We start from the raw sequence: 13934 nt of genomic DNA, 5'->3' as shown, positions 1-13934 counted from the left end.
GCCCCGCACGTCTTGCCACCGCAATCATCTGGCTTTAGCACTCGCTCGCCGGGCAGTTCGCCCGGTTTTGACGCTTCCTCAACGGCGCAAGCGAGGGACCTGATGGCGACCCACAAGCTTCTCCTTCTCCCCGGCGACGGCATCGGCATCGAGGTGATGGCCGAGGTGAAACGGGTCATCGACTGGCTCGACCGGCGCGGCCTTGCCTCCTTCGCCATCGAGGAAGACCTTGTCGGCGGCGCGGCCTATGATTCCTGCGGCCAGCCGATCTCCGAGGAAGCGATGGCCAAGGCGTTCGCCGCCGATGCCATCCTGCTCGGCGCCGTGGGCGGCACGAAATGGACGCATGTGCCTTATGAGGCGCGCCCGGAAGCCGGCCTGCTGCGCCTGCGCAAGGACCTGCAGCTCTTCGCCAATCTGCGCCCGGCCGTGTGCTACCCCGCGCTCGCCGATGCTTCCAGCCTCAAGCGCGAGCTGGTCGAGGGCCTCGACGTGCTGATCGTGCGCGAGCTGACCGGCGGCGTCTATTTCGGCGAGCCTAAGACCATCACCGATCTCAGCGACGGCCAGAAGCGGGCGGTCGACACACAGGTCTATGAATCCTACGAGATCGAGCGCATCGCCCGCGTCGCCTTCGAACTCGCCCGCACCCGTCGCAACAAGGTGGTCTCCACCGAGAAGCACAATGTGATGAAGACCGGCCTGCTGTGGAAGCAGGTGGTGAGCGAGGTGCATGGCGCCAATTACGAGGATGTCGAGCTGGAGCACCAGCTGGCCGATTCGTGCGGCATGCAGCTGGTGCGCGCGCCCAAGCAGTTCGACGTCATCGTCACCGACAATCTGTTCGGCGACATCCTCTCCGATGTGGCGGCGATGCTCACCGGCTCGCTCGGCATGCTGCCCTCCGCCTCGCTGGGCGGCACCGAAGAAGTCTCCGGCCGCCGCCGCGCGCTCTATGAGCCCGTGCATGGCGCCGCGCCTGACATCGCCGGCAAGGGCGTGGCCAACCCGATCGCGATGATCGGCTCGCTGGCCATGGCGCTGCGCTATTCCTTCGGCGAGCTGGACGCGGCCGATCGCATCGAGGCGGCGATCGCCGGAGTGCTGGCCGGTGGCTTCCGCACCGCTGACATCTATTCCGAGGGCAATACCCGCGTCGGCACGTCAGGCATGGGCGACGCCATCCTCGCCGAGCTGGACAAGGCGGCCTGAGCCGTCCTTTTGGCCTTCAGAACACGAAAAGCCCGGCTTCGGCCGGGCTTTTTGCTGTCGCGAGGCTGAACGCATGAACTGAAAAGCCCGGCACGGGCCGGGCTTTGCGTCGTCAGGCAGAGGCCGCAGGCGGCGAATCAGTAGCCCGGCAGGTCGAAACGGCTCGGCAGCGGCCAGCGAATACCTGTGATGCCGCTGTCATCGCCATATTGCGGGTAGAGCGGCTGGGCGACATAGACATAGTTGAGGTCGCGCGAGGTGCCGGGCTTCACCACCGGGCCGGGATCGAGATAGGAGCGGGGCGGCAGCTTGCGGATGATGATGCGGTTGGATTCCTGCGCGTCGGCAGGCGCCGTGGCGATGACGGCGGTGCCGGCGACCAGGGCGGCAAGGGCGAACAGGGCGACACGCATCTCAACCTCCAGGAAACGGTCACGTCGCGCGGCGCGGACATTCCCGTCACAAACAACATTGCCCGGAACTTATCGTTCCGTCGAGATGATGAAAGTCCTAATTGCGCCGATCGGCGACGAAATATGCCGCTTCTACGAGAAGTGTGGCCGCGCTGCCGAAGCCGGCCAGCGCCGCTTCGGCCTCGCCGGTCAGCCGGGCGAGCTCGGCGCGGGCGCCCTCAATGCCGAGCGTGCCGACCAGCGTCGCCTTGCCGGCGGCGGCATCCTTGCCCACCGCCTTGCCGACCAGGCTCGCCTCGCCCTCGACATCGAGCAGGTCGTCGGCGATCTGGAAGGCGCGGCCGACGGCGCGGGCATAGCGGTCGAGGCTCGCCCGTTCCGCCGGGCCGGCCCGCCCCAGCAGGGCGCCAGCCTCGCAGGCCTGGCGCAGCAGGGCGCCGGTCTTCATCGCCTGAAGCTCGATGATCGCCGGCGCCGGCAGGTCGAGCGGCACCCGGTGCAGCGGCCCTTGCGCGAATCGGCCCTCGGCGGCGAGGTCCAGCATCTGCCCGCCGATCATGCCCGCCACCCCGGCCGCCCGCGCCAGGCTGGCGACCAGGGCAAGGCGCGCCGCCGGGTCCTCATCGGCTTCCTCGCCGGCGAGGATCTCGAAGGCGAGGGTCAGCAGGGCGTCCCCGGCGAGAATCGCGGTGGCCTCGTCATAGGCGCGGTGCACGGTCGGCCGGCCGCGCCGCAGGTCGTCATTGTCCATGGCCGGCAGGTCGTCATGCACCAGCGAGTAGCAGTGAATGCACTCCAGCGCCGCCGCGGCCGGCATCGCTCGGGCGGCGGAGATGCCGAACAGCGCCGCCGATTCGACCACCAGGAACGGCCGCAGCCTTTTGCCCCCGGCCAGCGTGGCATGACGCATCGCGCTTGCCAGCCGCTCCCCCGGCGCGCCGCTTCGGGTGATCGCGTCGTCGATATAGGTCGCGACGGCATCGGCCGTGCGGGAGAGCGCGAGCGCGAGGGGCGGGCGGCTGTCGGTGGCGGTCATCGGGTCCGAGGGATCGCTCAACAAGGGTAGTGCGTTGCGTGCCCGAGGCGGGCGGCGCGGTCAAGCGCGGCGCGGACCCGCATCCGCAGCCCTTGGTCGACCGGCGCGAGCGGGACGGCTAGAGTGATCGCGCCGGGGAGTGAGCATGGGTGTTCTGTGGAGTTGGGCCTGGAAGATCGCGCTCGTGGTCGTCGCGACCCCGCTCGTGCTCGGCCTTCTATATAATGTGGTGCCGGCGCCCTCGACGCTGATGCTGGGCCGCTGGGTCACAGGCCAGCCGGTGACGCGCGTCTGGCTGCCCTTCGACGACATATCGCCCGCTCTCGTCCGCTCCGTGCTGGCCTCGGAGGATGCGCGCTTCTGCAGCCATTCGGGCGTCGACATGGTGGAGCTGCAGGGGGTGATCGACGAATCGGACGGGCTCAACGCGCCGCGCGGGGCGTCCACCATCACCATGCAGCTGGCCAAGAACCTGTTCCTGTGGAACGGCCGCAGCGTCATCCGCAAGGGGCTGGAACTGCCGCTGGCGCTCTATCTCAACCTGGTGATGTCGAAGCAGCGGCAGCTGGAGATCTATCTCAACATCGCCGAATGGGGGCCGGACGGGCAGTTCGGCGTCGAGGCGGGGGCGCAGCGGGCCTTCGGCCGCTCGGCCGGCGACCTCACGGCGCGGCAGGCGGCGCTGCTCGCGGTCATGCTGCCAAACCCGCACCGGCGCGATGCCGGCAAGCCCGGACGCGGGCTGGTCCGCCTCGCCGGCAATCTGCAGGCGCGAATTCCGCGCGAGGGGGCCGAGCTGACCTCCTGCCTCTGAGGGGCGAGGGGAGGGCACGGGAAGTCTGCGACAGATTTGCGTCTGCCTCTTTCGCTCGCGCGCATGAGTCTGTATAAGCCGCCACTCGAATTACGCACCATCCGGCGCCGGCCCTTCCGACTGGGCGTGAGCCAGGCCGGGACCAGGAGAAGACGATGGCAGTTCCGAAGAAGAAAACCAGCCCGTCGCGTCGCGGCATGCGCCGTTCCGCCGACGCCCTCGCCAAGCCGACCTATATCGAGGACAAGGATTCGGGCGAGCTGCGCCGTCCGCACCACCTCGACCTGAAGACCGGCATGTACAAGGGCCGTCAGGTGCTGAAGGTCAAGGCCGAGGCCTGATCGCCTCAGCCGGGCCGTCTTCCCGCGTTGCTGAAGCCGGCCCTTGGGGCCGGCTTTTCTGCGTTGGGCAGCGTGGCGCATGGCTGAAGTGTTAATGCCTGGCTGCTAACGATCCAGAAGCCATGGCGAGCGAGGCCGGCGCCGTGCCTTTCCGGCGCATTTACCGCTCCGCCGGAACGATGATACCGTCCGCCCGTGAACCTGGGAGCCTGCCGTGTTGCGTGATGCGAGCCGTGGAATGCGCCGGCGCTTTGCCTGGCTGTTCGTGGCGGCCCTGGCGGCTCCTGTGCTGGCCGGCTGCGCGTCCCGGCCGGGCGACGACGCTCTCTCGGTCATCGATGTCGATACGGTCAGCGTGAGCACGCACACGATCCTGGTCGCCTCGTCGCGCGCCCGCGACCCGCGCCCCGGCGTGTTCTACAGCGGCGAGCGGACGCCGGAACTGAGCTTCGCCAAGGTCGAGATCAGCGTCCCCCCGACCCACAAGCCGGGCATGGTGGAGGCGCCGACGAAATCGCCGCCCAATCCCGCCACCGACATGGTGGTGCGCGAGGCGGTGTATCGCGAGACGCCGAAGGAATTCTCCGCCGACCTTAAGAGCGAGCTGGCCAAGTATCCCGCCGGCAAGCGGCAGGCGGTGATCTTCGTCCATGGCTACAACACGCTGTTCTCGGAAGCGCTCTACCGCCTCACCCAGATGGCGGAAGATTCCAAGGCGCCCGGCGTGCCTGTTCTCTTCACCTGGGCCTCGCGCGGCGGCATCGCCGATTATGTCTATGACAATAACAGCGCCACCGCCGCCCGCGACCGGCTGGAGGAGACCATCCGCCTCGTCTTCGCCAGCGGTGCCGACCAGGTCAGCATCGTCGCGCATTCGATGGGCAATTGGGTGACGGTGGAGGCGCTGCGGCAGATCAAGATTTCCGGCAACGCGCTGCCATTGACCAAGCTCGGCAATATCGTGCTCGCCGCGCCCGATATCGATGTCGACGTGTTCAAGAGCCAGCTGAAGCGTTTCGGCAAGCTGCCGAAGCCGTTCATCGTCATCGTCTCGCGCGACGACAAGGCGCTGGCCTTTTCCGATTTCATCGCCGGCGACAAGCCGCGCCTCGGCGCCTACACCCACGACACGGAACTCGTCGAGCTGGGCGCCGTCGTTATCGACATGTCCAATGTGAAGTCGACCGACGGCTTCAACCACGCCAAATTCGCCCAGCTGGCGGAAATGGCCCCGCAGCTGCGGGGCATGCTGGCGCGCGCCGCGAAGGCAAGTGGCGCCTCTTCGGTCGAGGTCGCGGGCATCCAGTTCTCGGGCATCGACAAAATGCGGGCCGCGCAGCTGGCGGTAGGGCTTCCCGGCGCCACGCAGTCGAGCGCCGGCGAGCCGGACGAGAGCGATCCCGTGGTCGATACCTCCGCCGCCATTGTCGCCGCGGGGGCGGTGTCGCGGCGCTGACGCTCGCGCCTACAGCGTGAGGGCGGCGGGGCAGGCACGGCGCCGAAGCTCCCGCCCGCGCCGAGGGCGTGCCCGGACTTCCACGTCGCGCGCGGCGGGGAGGCGAGGCAATAGCGTCCTGAGGCCGGTCAGGCCGCGCGGCGGCGCCCTGCCGGGGTTACGCTCACACGACCTCGGCGCTCACCCGTTCTTGGCGCTCACCCGTTCTTGGCGCTCACCCGTTCTTGGCGCTCAGCCGTTCTCAGCGCTCACTCTTTCGTGCCGCCATCGCCCAGCTTGTCGAGCCGCTTCTGCATGTCGGCGACCTGCCGGCGCAGCTCGTCGAAATCGTCCGGCTGCGGGCTGGCGGCCGGCGCGGGGGCGGCGTCCTCGGCGCGGGCGCCGGGAAGGAACATCTTGAAGGTGCGGTCGAACATTTCCATGTTCCGGCGCACATGTTCGTCCAATATGCCGAAGCCACCAATGCCGCCAATGCCCAGCGTCTTGGTGAAGTTCTCGCGCAGGCTGTTCTGTTCCTTGCTGAAATTCTCGATCGTCATGTCGAGATAGCGCGGAACCAGCATCTGCATGCTGTCGCCGTAGAAACGGATGATCTGGCGAAGGAAGTTGATCGGCAGGAGATTCTGGCCCTTGCCTTCCTGCTCGAAGATGATCTGGGTCAGCACGGAGTGGGTAATGTCGTCGGATGACTTCGCATCGTAGACGACGAAGTCTTCGCCGTTCTTGACCATCTGCGCGAGGTCTTCGAGCGTCACATAGGTGCTCGTGCCGGTATTGTAGAGGCGGCGGTTCGCGTATTTCTTGATGGTGACGGGTTCGTTGGATTTTGCCATTGTGATCCAGTCGCCTTGATCGTTTCCCATTGAAAACTCTAGGACGTTTCCCAGCGCCCGGCTACAGGAATTGTGGCGGCTTACGGCCGCCCGCGGGGCGTGATGCGGGGCTGGGTGCGTCCCGCGCTGACGTGACGTCAAGAAAATCCGCGTGCCATTGACATGGATCACAGGTGGCTACCACGATGCTGTCACACCTGTTCAAGAAGGTGAGGCGCTGGCCATAGGCCGCGCTGCAAAACGGGATCGTACCGGAGGACGTCATTCATGAAAGACGGCATCGTCATCGTCGGCGCCGCACGCACGGCTGTCGGCGCGTTCAACGGCGCGCTTTCCTCGCTCCCGGCCCATGAGCTGGGCAAGATCGCGATCGCGGCCGCGCTGGAGCGTGCCGGCGTCGCGCCGGGCGAGGTGAGCGAGACCATCATGGGGCAGATCCTCACCGCCGGTGCCGGCCAGAACCCGGCGCGCCAGGCCTCGGTGGCGGCCGGCATCCCGGTGGAAAGCCCGGCCTGGGGCGTGAACCAGCTCTGCGGTTCCGGCCTGCGCGCCGTCGCGCTCGGCTTTCAGGCGATTCTCAACGGCGACAGCGACGTCGTGGTGGCCGGCGGCCAGGAATCGATGAGCCAGGCGCCGCATGTGGCGCATCTGCGCAACGGCACCAAGATGGGCAATCTCGAACTCGTCGATACGATGATCAAGGACGGGCTGTGGGACGCCTTCAACGGCTACCACATGGGCACGACAGCCGAGAACGTCGCCCGCCAGTGGCAGATCACCCGCGACCAGCAGGACGAATTCGCCGTCGCCTCGCAGAACAAGGCGGAAGCGGCGCAGAAGGCCGGGCGCTTCAAGGACGAGATCGTCCCGGTGACCATTTCCTCGCGCAAGGGCGATGTCATCGTCAGCGACGACGAGTATCCCCGCCACGGCGCCACCCTCGAATCCATGACCCGTCTGCGCCCGGCCTTTTCCAAGGACGGCACGGTGACGGCGGGCAACGCCTCCGGCATCAATGACGGCGCCGCCGCCCTGGTGCTGATGTCCGCCTCCCGGGCCGCGAGCACCGGCAAGAAGCAGCTGGCGCGCATCGTCTCCTGGGCGCAGGCGGGCGTCGATCCGGCGATCATGGGCTCCGGCCCCATCCCCGCCTCGCGCCGCGCGCTGGAAAAGGCCGGCTGGACGGCGGCCGATCTCGACCTGATCGAAGCCAACGAGGCCTTCGCGGCGCAGGCCTGCGCGGTGAACAAGGATCTCGGCTGGGACACGAGCAAGGTGAATGTGAACGGCGGCGCCATCGCCATCGGCCACCCGATTGGCGCCTCGGGCGCCCGCATCCTCACCACGCTGCTCTACGAGATGGAGAAGCGCGACGCCAAGAAGGCGCTGGCCACGCTGTGCATCGGCGGCGGCATGGGCATCGCCATGTGCCTGGAGCGCGACTGACGCGCTTCCGGCACAGCCGGCAGGAACTGTGACCCATCGCGGCGGCAAGGCGGGCTGACGACCTTGCCGTCATCAAGAATCGACGTACAAACCGTCGAGAGTTCCCTGGGGAAGGGACGCCAGAGGGGGGATACATGGCGCGTGTTGCATTGGTCACCGGGGGTACGCGCGGCATCGGCGCGGCCATCTGCAAAGCCTTGAAGGCGGCCGGCTATTCCGTCGCCGCCAATTATGCCGGCAATGACGCGGCGGCCGCCAAATTCACCGAGGAAACCGGCATCCCCACCTTCAAATGGGACGTGTCCGACTTCGCGGCGTGCCAGGCGGGCATCGCCGACGTGACGGCGAAACTCGGTCCGGTCGATGTGCTTGTTAACAATGCCGGCATCACCCGCGACGGCATGCTGCACAAGATGACGCCTGAGAACTGGCACGCGGTGATCAACACCAACCTGACCTCGGTGTTCAACATGTGCCGCAACGTGATCGAGGGTATGCGCGAGCGCAATTACGGCCGCATCGTCAACATCTCGTCGATCAATGGCCAGAAGGGCCAGATGGGCCAGACCAATTATTCCGCCGCCAAGGCCGGCGAGATCGGCTTCACCAAGGCGCTGGCGCAGGAAGTCGCCAAGAAGAATGTCACCGTCAACGCCATCTGCCCGGGCTACATCGCCACCGAAATGGTGCTGGCGGTGCCGAAGGAGGTGCTGGAGAAGAGCATCATTCCGCAGATTCCGGTCGGCCGGCTGGGCGAGGCCGAGGAAATCGCGCGCTGCGTGGTGTTCCTCGCCGATGACGCCGCCGGCTTCATCACCGGCTCGACACTCGCTGCCAATGGCGGCCAGTACCTCACCTGAGGCCATCGCCGCCGCCGTTAGGGCGGCGGCGCTTTCCCGGAAAAGATCAGTCGGTTTCGGTCTTGAGGATTTTTCCGCTCGCCGGATCGATGTCGATCTCGATCCGCTGCTGAGCGGCATTGCGGCCCTCGACCTCCCATTTGCCGTCGTCCATCTCGATCTTGGTGATGGTGGCCATGCCATTGTCGCGGGCGATGCGCAGCGCGTCGTCGATGCCGGTGGCCGGGGTCTGGGCCAGAACAGGCGCGGCGAACAGCGTGGCAAGAGCGAGGGCAGGCAGAAGGGAACGACAAGGCGTCTTCATGCGGAACTCCTGAGGTGTTGAAGCTGACCCTAGGGTAATCGGCTCTCGCCGCACGGGTTCCATCCTGCGGCGCGATTGTCGTCCCAACCGCTCTTGGCTTGCGCCGTCCGGCCGGCGATAAGGGGCGCCCATCCAGGTGTCCCACCCCGTGTCCCCCATGCCTCTCCAAGCGACTGCCCCCCTCTCGCGCCGCACGGCCACGCTGATCGGCTTTACCGCCATCCTGCTGTGGTCGACGCTGGCGCTCGCGACCTCGTCCACCGGCGCGGTGCCGCCCTTCCTGCTGACGGCGCTGACCTTCGCTATTGGCGGGGCGGTGGGGCTGGCGACCGCTGTGGCGCGGGGTGTGAGCCTCTCCGTGCTGCGCCAGCCCTGGCCGGTGTGGCTGCACGGGGTGGGCGGGCTGTTCGGCTATCACTTCTTCTATTTCTCGGCGCTGAAGCTGGCGCCGCCGGCAGAGGCGGGCCTCATCGCCTATCTCTGGCCGCTGCTGATCGTGCTGATGTCGGCCTTCCTGCCGGGGGAAAAGCTGCGCCCGGCCCATATTGCCGGCGCGGTGATGGGCCTTGCCGGCACGGTGGTGCTGCTGGGCGGGCGGGCCGGCAGCCTCGGCTTCGCGCCGGAATTCGTGCCCGGCTATCTCGCCGCCGCGCTCTGCGCGGTGATCTGGTCGGTCTATTCGGTCGCCTCGCGGCATTTCGCCAAGGTGCCGACCGAAGTTGTCGCTGGCTTCTGCCTCGCCACCGCCGTGCTGTCGGCGCTCTGCCATGTCGCGTTCGAGCCGTCGATCTGGCCGGCCGGGGCGGGGGAGTGGCTGGCCGTGGTGGCGCTCGGCATCGGGCCGGTCGGCATCGCCTTCTACACCTGGGACATCGGCATGAAGCGCGGCGACATCCGCCTGCTCGGCGTCCTATCCTATGCCGCGCCTGTACTCTCGACCCTCTTGCTGGTGGCGGCGGGCTTCGCCGCGCTCAGCTGGTCGCTTGGGCTCGCCTGCGCGCTCATCGTCGGCGGTGCCGCCGTGGCGACGCTGCTGGCGCGGCGGTAAGAGCGGGAACGGGTCAGCCCGGCGACCAGCCGGGCGCGGCCAGCTCGAAGCCGGCGAAGTCGAAGCCGGGCGCCACCGTGCAGCCCACCAGCGTCCAGTCGCCGAGGCTGCGGGCCGACTGCCAGCCGGCGCGCGGGACGATAAGCTGCGGTTCCTCGCCGGCACCCGTGCCGAGAATATGCGCCGTCACCGGACCGGAATCGTCCAGCGCCATCCGCAGTTCCAGCGCCGCGCCGGCATACCAGTGCCAGGCCTCGACGGCGTTCACCCGGTGCCAGTGCGACACCTCGCCGGCGGTCAGCAGGAAATAGATCGCGGTGGAGGCGGCGCGCCCGTCCGGCGTCGGGTGCGGATCGCGGAACGTCTCGCGGTAATGCCCGCCCTCCGGATGCGGCGCGAGCGCCAGATGCGCGATCACCTCCGGGGCGGAAAGTCCGTCGAGCCGCATGAATCAGCCCCGAAAACTGTTCTTGAGGCTGCGCAGCTCGGTGAAGACGGCGCCCGGCTCGGCACCGGCCAGGCCGATGCGGGCGGCGAGTTCGGGGTCGTCGGCGCGCATGAACGGGTTGGTCGCCTTCTCCGCGCCGATTGTGGTCGGCAGGGTCGGCTTGCCGGCGGCCCGCAGCGCCTCGATCTCCTTCAGCCGGGCGGCGACCGCTTCATTGTCGGGCTCCAGGCTGAGGGCGAAGCGCGCATTGGAAAGGGTGTATTCGTGCCCACAATAGACCGAAATGTCGTCGGGCAGGGTGCGCAGGCGGGCGAGCGATTCCCACAGCACCGGCGGGTCGCACTCGAAGGGCCGGCCGCAGCCCATGACGAACAGCGTGTCGCCGGAAAACAGCAGCCGCTCTTCCTCGAACAGGAAGACGATGTGCCCCTTGGTGTGGCCGGGCGTCTCCATCACCCGCCCCACCAGCCCGCCGACGGCGACGGGATCGCCATCCACCACCGCGAAGTCGAGCCCGGGAATGGTCTCGCGCTCCGCCTTCGGGCCGATGACGGTGGCGCCGAAGCGCTCCTTCAGCGTCTCGACGCCGGCGATATGGTCGGTGTGGTGGTGGGTGACGAGGATATGGGTGAGCGTCCAGTCCTCGCGCGCCAGCGCGGCCAGCACGGGCGCCACTTCCGGCACGTCGATGACGGCGGTCGCTTCCGTGACGGGATCGCGCAGCAGCACCGCGTAATTGTCGGCGAGGCAGGGAATGAGCCGCAGTTCGGCGGGCATGATGACCTCGAAGATTGGCGCTCGGGGGAACGGCGCGGCGCAAGGCCGTCGCCATCAGTCTAGAGGCCTTTTCGATCAGATGGATACCGCCGGATCGAAAAGGCGCACGCGATGCGTCAGCGGCATTCCTGGGCGGCGCGGTCGATCGCCGCCGAGATGCCGCTCAGGGAATAGGTGTCGGTGGTGACATTGCCGCGCAGGGAGGTGCTTTTCACCACCACGTCCTTGCCCTTGCGCAGGGCGTCGACCAGGCGCGCCTCCTCGGCGACATTGCGCACCCAGGCGCCGGTGCCGCGGGTGTAGAGGTCGAAATTGGCCGGCCCGATGGTCAGGGTGGCGTCGGTGCCTTCCTTCAGCGCGAAGCCCATGACGACACTGACCTCGCCCTTCACATTCTCGGCGGTGCGGGTCGAGATGAAGAAATAGGCGGGGTCGCGCTTGAGGCCGGCCGGCATGCGGGTCTTGGGCTGCGACAGCGCGTAGCAGATCTTTCCGCTGCCGCTGGTGTCGAGATAAACTCCCCAGTCGCCCGACTGGGTGACGAGCTTGGGCGCACCCTGGGCACTGGCGCCGCCGATCCCGATCATTGCCATTGCCAGGCCGGCGAGGGCGGCGCGCACGGTGCGTCGTGCCATGGTCTGCATCCTCCGTATCCTCGGGCCGCCGGGGCGGCTCCGCGTGATTCTCCGTATCGGCGGCATCAGGGATATCCGCGCTGTCCGCGGCTGTGAACCCTTGGTGCTCCGATAGGAAGCGTTTGAAGCTCAATTGGCGGAAGGGGGGCGGCGAATTGATGGCATGGCAGGACCGTGCGGCCGATTATCCCCGCAAGGCCGCGATTCCCGCCCATGCTCAGGACGCGCGCAGCCGCTCAAGCGCGGCGCGGGCCGCCGCCCGGTGGTCGGCGCCGATATGGCTGGCCAGCAGGTTCAGCGCCGTCGCCAGCACCGCCGCATCGTCGGTAAAGCCGAGGCCGACAATGATGTCCGGCACCGCATCGGTGGGCAGCAGGAAATAGGCGAGGGCGCCAAACAGCAGGCCGCGCACCCGGGTCGGCGTCTGGCTGTCCAGCGCGCAGTAATAGGCGGCCGCCGCGTCCTCGGCGAAGGGAATGCGCGACAGGGCGCCGGCCAGCTTCGGCCAGAAGCGGGCGCGCACCCGGGCCTCCTCCTCGGCGCCGGCGCCGGGGATGGCGTGGGCTTCCGCCTCGATTCCCTCCCTATCGGGGGCGTCGGCGTCGAAAGCACGGTCGGATCGGTGGATCATCTCGCTCTCCCGACGGGTCCAGAAAAGGCCCGTCCCGCCAGACATGGTTGCCATTGCGCGCTTTCGCAACATCGCGCCGTCACATCAGCGGGTAGGCGGCCTCCACCCTGTAGGGTCCGCCGCCGACGGAATCGCGCGAGGAGAAGAGGACGAAGCGCGAGACCTGGAAGGTGGCGCTGCGGAAATAGCCGCGCAAGGCGAGATAATCCGCCACCTGCCGGGGGGCGGCGTCGCGCAGCCGGGCCAGCGTGACATGCGGGCGGAAATTGCGCCCTTCCGGCGGCAGGCCGATGCGCTTCATCGCCCGCTCATGCTCGGCCTGAAGCTCGTTCAGCGCCTGGTTGGCCTGCACCCCGGCGAAGATCGAATGCGGCTTGTGGTTGCCGAACTGGTCGACGCCTGAAAGGGTGAGGTCGAAGCCGAAGCGCTCGATCTCGTCGAGCGCGGCGGCGGCGTCGCGGGCGACCGCATGGTCGACATCGCCGATGAAACGCAGGGTGACGTGATAGAAATCCGGGCTGATCCAGCGAGCGCCGGGAAGGCCGCCGCGCAGCATCGACAGATGCTCGGCGACTTCGCTCGGGATTTCGAGGGCGGTGAAAAGCCGCGGCATGACCCCCTCCTATGGTGTCGGCAAGGGAACCCGTCACCATTGAGACGGATTCGTAGGCCGAGGAAAAGCCAAAAATACGACAGGCAAAACACGGGCCGTCCGCAGTGCCGCCACGGGCGCGGATTATCGCTGCGGCTGACGGGAACACTGGGAGCCGATATGGTGAGGCATGATGAGCGAATCGACCGACGACGCTGAACTTTTCACCACGGCCGAGGATGCGGCGAAGTCACTCGCCTTTGCCAGCATCCAGTCGATCTATCGTTACCCCGTGAAGGGGCTGACGCCGGAGCGGCTTGAGCTGGTGGAGCTGATGGCGGGGAAGTATTTCCCCGGCGACCGGCTCTTCGCCATCGAGAACGGGCCCTCCGGCTTCATCGCCGAAGCCCCGGCCTTCCAGCCGAAGATCAAGTTCCTGATGCTCATGCGCAATGAGCGGCTGGCCGCGCTCGAAGCCCGGTTCGACGACGCGACGGCGGAGCTGGTGATCCGGCTCGACGGCGCCGAGGTGGCGCGCGGCACGCTCGACACGGCGGAAGGGCGGGAGGTGATCGAGGCGTTCTTCCAGCGCTATTCCCGCTATGAGCTGCGCGGCGCGCCGCGCGTGCTGGCGGCTCCGCCGGAATTCCGCTTCGTCGACACCACCGAGGGCTATGTCTCGCTGATCAATCTGGCGAGCTGCCGAGCGCTCGGCGACATCATCGGCCAGCCGGTGGACCCGCTGCGCTTTCGCGGCAATCTCTATCTCGACGGCATGGAGCCGTGGGAGGAGTTCGACCTCGTCGGCCACACGATCGAGGTGGGCAGCCATGTCCGGCTCAAGATCACCCAGCGCATTTTCCGCTGCGCCGCCACCAATGTCGACCCGGTGACGGCCAAGCGCGACATGGACGTGCCGGGGACGCTGATGCGGACCTTCGGCCATACCGATTGCGGCATCTTCGCCGAGATCGAGCAGGGCGGGCTTATCGCCGACGGCGATTCGGTGCGGATCACGCTCTGAGGCCCGCTTCAGACGCCTTCGGCCTTCCCTCTCCACCCCCTAACAAAAAAAGGCCCGGCTGAGC

General features: G+C 67.6%; 17 protein-coding genes. 8 read left to right on the top strand and 9 right to left on the bottom strand.

The genetic code is table 11. The annotated features are described in order from the left end of the window. Positions 1–102 precede the first annotated feature (102 nt). A complete protein-coding gene (leuB, locus tag A3M1_RS0102705; RefSeq protein WP_018387412.1) occupies positions 103–1212 on the top strand; it encodes a 3-isopropylmalate dehydrogenase in 1110 nt (369 codons plus the stop codon). 137 nt (positions 1213–1349) lie between these two features. Here leuB and A3M1_RS0102700 read toward each other — a convergent pair whose 3' ends face one another. Next, positions 1350–1625, bottom strand: coding sequence for a hypothetical protein (locus A3M1_RS0102700; RefSeq protein ID WP_018387411.1), 276 nt, complete (start codon positions 1623–1625; stop codon positions 1350–1352). Positions 1626–1722: 97 nt separating this feature from the next. After that, a complete protein-coding gene (locus tag A3M1_RS0102695; protein ID WP_018387410.1) occupies positions 1723–2661 on the bottom strand; it encodes a polyprenyl synthetase family protein in 939 nt (312 codons plus the stop codon). A 145-nt stretch (positions 2662–2806) separates the two neighbouring features. Here A3M1_RS0102695 and A3M1_RS0102685 point away from each other — a divergent pair, with 145 nt between their 5' ends. The 3 genes from A3M1_RS0102685 (at position 2807) to A3M1_RS0102675 (ending at position 5272) form a co-directional block, all read left to right on the top strand. Further along, positions 2807–3475 (top strand): transglycosylase domain-containing protein, encoded by a 669-nt coding sequence (locus A3M1_RS0102685; protein ID WP_018387409.1) that lies wholly within the window; start codon positions 2807–2809, stop codon positions 3473–3475. Positions 3476–3630: 155 nt separating this feature from the next. Continuing rightward, positions 3631–3816, top strand: coding sequence for a 50S ribosomal protein L32 (gene rpmF, locus A3M1_RS0102680; RefSeq protein ID WP_018387408.1), 186 nt, complete (start codon positions 3631–3633; stop codon positions 3814–3816). A 238-nt stretch (positions 3817–4054) separates the two neighbouring features. After that, on the top strand, positions 4055–5272 hold the full coding sequence (locus tag A3M1_RS0102675; RefSeq protein ID WP_018387407.1) for an alpha/beta hydrolase: 1218 nt from the start codon (positions 4055–4057) through the stop codon (positions 5270–5272). A gap of 248 nt (positions 5273–5520) precedes the next feature. On the opposite strand, the gene phaR is transcribed toward A3M1_RS0102675, so the two are convergent. Next, the gene (gene phaR / locus A3M1_RS0102670; protein WP_018387406.1) at positions 5521–6105 is read right to left on the bottom strand and encodes a polyhydroxyalkanoate synthesis repressor PhaR; all 585 of its coding nucleotides are present in this window, start codon (positions 6103–6105) and stop codon (positions 5521–5523) included. Between the two features lie 267 nt (positions 6106–6372). Between phaR and A3M1_RS0102665 the strand changes: the two genes are divergently transcribed. Both A3M1_RS0102665 and phbB read left to right on the top strand, forming a co-directional pair. Then, on the top strand, positions 6373–7551 hold the full coding sequence (locus A3M1_RS0102665; protein ID WP_018387405.1) for an acetyl-CoA C-acetyltransferase: 1179 nt from the start codon (positions 6373–6375) through the stop codon (positions 7549–7551). Positions 7552–7685: 134 nt separating this feature from the next. Then, positions 7686–8411, top strand: a complete 726-nt coding sequence (phbB, locus tag A3M1_RS0102660) for an acetoacetyl-CoA reductase (RefSeq protein ID WP_026221105.1) — start codon at positions 7686–7688, stop codon at positions 8409–8411. A gap of 46 nt (positions 8412–8457) precedes the next feature. Here phbB and A3M1_RS0102655 read toward each other — a convergent pair whose 3' ends face one another. Further along, positions 8458–8715 carry a PepSY domain-containing protein gene (locus A3M1_RS0102655; RefSeq protein ID WP_018387403.1) on the bottom strand — a complete coding sequence of 86 codons (258 nt, stop codon included), beginning with the start codon at positions 8713–8715 and terminating at the stop codon, positions 8458–8460. 157 nt (positions 8716–8872) lie between these two features. Here A3M1_RS0102655 and A3M1_RS0102650 point away from each other — a divergent pair, with 157 nt between their 5' ends. Further along, positions 8873–9763, top strand: a complete 891-nt coding sequence (locus A3M1_RS0102650; RefSeq protein ID WP_018387402.1) for a DMT family transporter — start codon at positions 8873–8875, stop codon at positions 9761–9763. Positions 9764–9776: 13 nt separating this feature from the next. On the opposite strand, the gene A3M1_RS0102645 is transcribed toward A3M1_RS0102650, so the two are convergent. The 5 genes from A3M1_RS0102645 to thpR all read right to left on the bottom strand — a co-directional run bounded on the left by A3M1_RS0102645 (position 9777) and on the right by thpR (position 12867). After that, positions 9777–10211 (bottom strand): cupin domain-containing protein, encoded by a 435-nt coding sequence (locus A3M1_RS0102645; protein WP_018387401.1) that lies wholly within the window; start codon positions 10209–10211, stop codon positions 9777–9779. Between the two features lie 3 nt (positions 10212–10214). Beyond that, a complete protein-coding gene (gene gloB / locus A3M1_RS0102640) occupies positions 10215–10988 on the bottom strand; it encodes a hydroxyacylglutathione hydrolase (RefSeq protein WP_018387400.1) in 774 nt (257 codons plus the stop codon). Positions 10989–11104: 116 nt separating this feature from the next. Further along, positions 11105–11623 (bottom strand): invasion associated locus B family protein, encoded by a 519-nt coding sequence (locus tag A3M1_RS0102635; protein ID WP_245261551.1) that lies wholly within the window; start codon positions 11621–11623, stop codon positions 11105–11107. A gap of 217 nt (positions 11624–11840) precedes the next feature. After that, entirely contained in the window at positions 11841–12254 is a 414-nt protein-coding gene (locus tag A3M1_RS0102630) for a YkvA family protein (protein WP_018387398.1), read from the bottom strand. A gap of 79 nt (positions 12255–12333) precedes the next feature. Beyond that, positions 12334–12867, bottom strand: a complete 534-nt coding sequence (gene thpR / locus A3M1_RS0102625) for an RNA 2',3'-cyclic phosphodiesterase (protein ID WP_018387397.1) — start codon at positions 12865–12867, stop codon at positions 12334–12336. A gap of 169 nt (positions 12868–13036) precedes the next feature. On the opposite strand from thpR, the gene A3M1_RS0102620 reads away from it, so the two are divergent. Next, positions 13037–13870, top strand: coding sequence for an MOSC domain-containing protein (locus A3M1_RS0102620; protein WP_018387396.1), 834 nt, complete (start codon positions 13037–13039; stop codon positions 13868–13870). Positions 13871–13934: the final 64 nt, after the last annotated feature.

The sequence above is a fragment of the Ancylobacter sp. FA202 genome (assembly GCF_000380205.1).
Taxonomy (GTDB): Bacteria; Pseudomonadota; Alphaproteobacteria; order Rhizobiales; family Xanthobacteraceae; genus Ancylobacter.
Note: the sequence above shows the minus strand (reverse complement) of the source record. Positions and strands in the feature narration are given on the sequence as shown.